The sequence below is a fragment of the Enterobacter sichuanensis genome (genome assembly GCF_002939185.1).
GTDB classification, from domain to species: Bacteria; Pseudomonadota; Gammaproteobacteria; order Enterobacterales; family Enterobacteriaceae; genus Enterobacter; species Enterobacter sichuanensis.
Map to the genome: position 1 here is coordinate 1 of NZ_POVL01000107.1, position 4,067 is coordinate 4,067.

2 protein-coding genes are annotated in these 4,067 nt (G+C 53.7%); both read left to right on the plus strand.

Annotated features, from left to right (window positions below):
* Nucleotides 1-378 precede the first annotated feature (378 nt).
* A complete protein-coding gene (glgB, locus tag C5687_RS23585) occupies nucleotides 379-2,571 on the plus strand; it encodes a 1,4-alpha-glucan branching enzyme (RefSeq protein WP_004099052.1) in 2,193 nt (730 codons plus the stop codon).
* 129 nt (nucleotides 2,572-2,700) lie between these two features.
* Nucleotides 2,701-3,984, plus strand: coding sequence for a glucose-1-phosphate adenylyltransferase (gene glgC, locus C5687_RS23590; RefSeq protein ID WP_004099051.1), 1,284 nt, complete (start codon nucleotides 2,701-2,703; stop codon nucleotides 3,982-3,984).
* The last annotated feature ends 83 nt before the right edge of the window (nucleotides 3,985-4,067 follow it).

Here is a 4,067-nt window from a genome sequence, read left to right on the forward strand (position 1 = left end):
CTTCAACTCAGCAAAAGTTCGATTTATTCAACAAAGCCTTTTTTTATATACGATCTGACGAATTCAGCAGAAGGAAACTCATCATTCGTGACGAAATAAAAATTAGTTTCCCCATTAATATAGAAATGAGTGTTTACTCACAGAAAGAAAATCAGGAGTAATTATTCTGAAGACAGATAATACAGAAGTCGTACAGCGCATTTAACTCACTTCTCAGGAGGTTAATCACTCTCTATTTGTGGACAACCGACATGTCTTAAGGCTCTGGAATAACGTGTTGATATTTCGATGCGTAGCATGCAGCGGAATATTACCGGATCAATAAAGCAGGAAGAGGCGTTTTAATTCTTTCCGCAGGATGATAGTAGGGTGACTGCCATGTCTGATTATAATGAAAAAAGTGCGATCTCCGCACTTCTCGCAGGTCATTGTTCCGATCCATTTTCCGTGCTTGGCATGCACTCAACCGATGCGGGTCTGGAAGTGCGCGCATTATTACCCGATGCCACCGATGTATGGGTGATTGAACCGAAAACCGGGCGCAAAGTCGGTAAACTCGAATGCCTCGACACACGCGGGTTCTTTAGCGGCGTTCTGCCGCGCCGGAAAAATCCTTTTCGTTACCAGCTGGCCGTCACCTGGCACGGTCAGCAAAACCTGATTGACGACCCCTATCGCTTTGGCCCGCTGCTGCAGGAGCTTGATGCCTGGCTGCTCGCTGAAGGGACTCATCTGCGGCCCTACGAGACGCTGGGAGCCCATGCCGACACCATGGACGGCGTCACCGGGACGCGTTTTTCCGTCTGGGCGCCGAACGCCCGTCGTGTGTCGGTGGTCGGACAGTTCAACTACTGGGACGGCCGCCGCCACCCGATGCGTCTGCGCAAAGAGTCCGGCATCTGGGAGCTGTTTGTCCCCGGCGCGCATAACGGCCAGCTGTATAAGTTCGAGCTGATTGACGCCCACGGCCACCTGCGGGTGAAATCCGACCCGTATGCCTTTGAGGCACAGATGCGCCCGGAAAGCGCGTCGCTTATCTGCGGCATGCCGGAAAAGGTCGAACAGCCACAGTCCCGTCAGCAGGCCAACCAGTTTGATGCACCGATTTCGATTTATGAAGTGCACCTTGGCTCGTGGCGCCGCCACGCCGATAACCATTTCTGGCTCAGCTACCGCGAGCTGGCGGACCAGCTGGTGCCTTACGCGAAGTGGATGGGCTTCACCCATCTGGAGCTGCTGCCGGTAAACGAACATCCGTTCGACGGCAGCTGGGGCTATCAGCCCACCGGGCTGTACGCGCCGACCCGCCGTTTTGGTACCCGTGAAGACTTCCGCTACTTCCTGAATGCTGCCCATGCCGCGGGTCTGAACGTGATCCTCGACTGGGTGCCGGGCCACTTCCCGTCGGATGACTTTGCGCTGGCATCGTTCGACGGCACCGCGTTGTATGAACACAGCGACCCGCGAGAAGGTTATCACCAGGACTGGAATACGCTGATCTACAACTACGGTCGCCGTGAAGTCAGCAACTTTCTGGTCGGGAACGCGCTGTACTGGATTGAACGCTTCGGGATCGACGCCCTGCGCGTGGATGCGGTTGCGTCAATGATCTACCGCGACTACAGCCGCAAAGAGGGGGAGTGGGTGCCCAATGAGTACGGCGGCCGGGAAAACCTCGAAGCGATTGAATTTCTGCGCAATACCAACCGTGTGCTCGGTGAGCAGACGCCGGGAGCGGTCACGATGGCGGAGGAGTCCACCGACTTCGCCGGGGTTACACGACCGTCTTCTACGGGCGGTCTTGGCTTCTGGTTCAAATGGAACCTCGGCTGGATGCATGACACCCTCGACTATATGCAGCTCGATCCCATCTATCGTCGTTATCATCACGACAAGATGACCTTCGGGATGCTCTACAACTACACCGAAAACTTCGTGTTGCCGCTGTCACACGATGAAGTGGTTCACGGCAAAAAATCGATTCTTGACCGGATGCCTGGCGATGCCTGGCAGAAGTTCGCCAACCTGCGCGCCTACTACGGCTGGCTGTTTGCCTTCCCCGGTAAAAAGCTGCTGTTTATGGGCAACGAGTTTGCCCAGGGGCGGGAGTGGAACCACGACGCCAGCCTCGACTGGCATCTGCTGGAAGGGGGCGACAACTGGCATCACGGGGTGCAGCGTCTGGTGCGCGATCTGAACCATACCTATCGCCACCATAAGGCACTGCACGAACTGGATTTTGACCCCTACGGCTTTGAATGGCTTGTTGTGGATGACCACGAACGGTCGGTGTTTATCTTTGTCCGTCGCGATAAAGCCGGGAACGAGATAATCGTGGCGAGCAACTTCACGCCAGTACCGCGTCACGGCTATCGCTTCGGGATTAACCAGCCGGGGCGCTGGCGTGAAGAGCTGAACACCGACTCGATGCACTACCACGGGAGCAACACCGGCAACGGCGGCTGCGTGGCAAGCGAGGCGATCGCCAGCCACGGTCGGGAGCATTCGCTGTCGGTGACTCTGCCGCCGCTGGCGACAATCTGGCTGGTACGGGAATCTGCAGGGCAATAAAACGCGCAGCTGATTTATTGCAGCTGACTTATTACCGGAGGTGATCACTTCTGAATTATTTTGCAGAAGAGTGAGGCTTTTTCTTCATTATTTTCTTTTATGGCTTTTATTTAATGGCAGGACATTATTATGAGTAAACTTGAATATACTGACAACTTAATGCTGTCGCGCCAGTTACCGCTTAAATCCGTGGCCCTGATCCTCGCCGGCGGACGTGGCACACGATTAAAAGACCTGACCACTATTCGCGCAAAACCTGCGGTGCATTTCGGCGGTAAATTCAGAATTATTGATTTTGCTTTATCGAATTGTATTAACTCCGGAATAAGACGTATCGGGGTCATTACACAATATCAGTCCCATTCACTGGTGCAGCATATTCAACGCGGCTGGGCATTCTTTAACGAAGAAATGAATGAGTTCGTGGATTTATTACCGGCGCAGCAGCGGGTGCATGGTGAGAACTGGTATCGGGGGACGGCGGATGCCGTGACCCAGAATCTGGATATTATCCGCCGCTATGATGCGGAATATGTCGTTATTCTGGCCGGGGACCATATCTATAAACAAGATTATTCGCGGATGCTGCTCGATCACGTTGAAAAAGGGGCGCGCTGTACCGTGGCCTGCCTGCCGGTCCCGGTTGAAGAGGCAAGCGCTTTTGGCGTCATGGCCGTGGATGAGAATGACAAAATCATTGAATTTGTTGAAAAACCGGCTAATCCGCCCACCATTCCTGGCGATGAAACCCGCTCGCTTGCCAGTATGGGCATTTATGTGTTTGATGCGGAATATCTCTACCAGCTGCTGGAAGACGACGATCGGGATGAACACTCCACCCATGATTTTGGCAAAGATATTATTCCCAGGATAACGGCGGCAGGTGAAGCGTATGCGCATCCGTTCCCGCGCTCCTGCGTTCAGTCGGATAATAATGCCGAGCCATACTGGCGCGATGTCGGAACCCTGGAGGCGTACTGGAAAGCGAATCTGGATTTAGCCTCAGTAGTGCCAGAGCTGGACGTTTATGACCGTAACTGGCCTATCCGTACCTATGTCGAATCGCTGCCCAGCGCCAAATTTGTTCAGGACCGTTCCGGCAGTCATGGCATGACCATGAATTCTCTGGTCTCCGGCGGCTGTATTATTTCTGGCTCGGTGGTGGTGCAGTCGGTTCTATTTTCCAGAGTTCGGATTAACTCGTTCTGTAATATTGATTCGTCGGTTTTATTACCGGGCGTCTGGGTCGGTCGCTCCTGCAGGATAAGACGCTGCGTGATCGACCGGGGATGCGTTATTCCGGAGGGGACGGTGATTGGCGAAAATGCCGTTGAGGATGCGCGACGCTTTTATCGTTCGGAAGAAGGCATCGTTCTGGTTACCAAAGAAATGCTGGACAAACTTGAGGTATGAGCCCATTTGCGGAAAAAGCGTGTCCGGCGGCAGAGAAAATATTGCCCTGTCGCGGGTCGTCTCTGTGGCTGAATAATAAGGAG

What these genes read in the sequence shown, in the direction of transcription:
- glgB (WP_004099052.1), top strand. Translation starts at nt 379, where the DNA reads ATGTCTGATTATAATGAAAAAAGTGCGATCTCCGCACTTCTCGCAGGT.
- glgC (WP_004099051.1), top strand. Translation starts at nt 2,701, where the DNA reads ATGAGTAAACTTGAATATACTGACAACTTAATGCTGTCGCGCCAGTTA.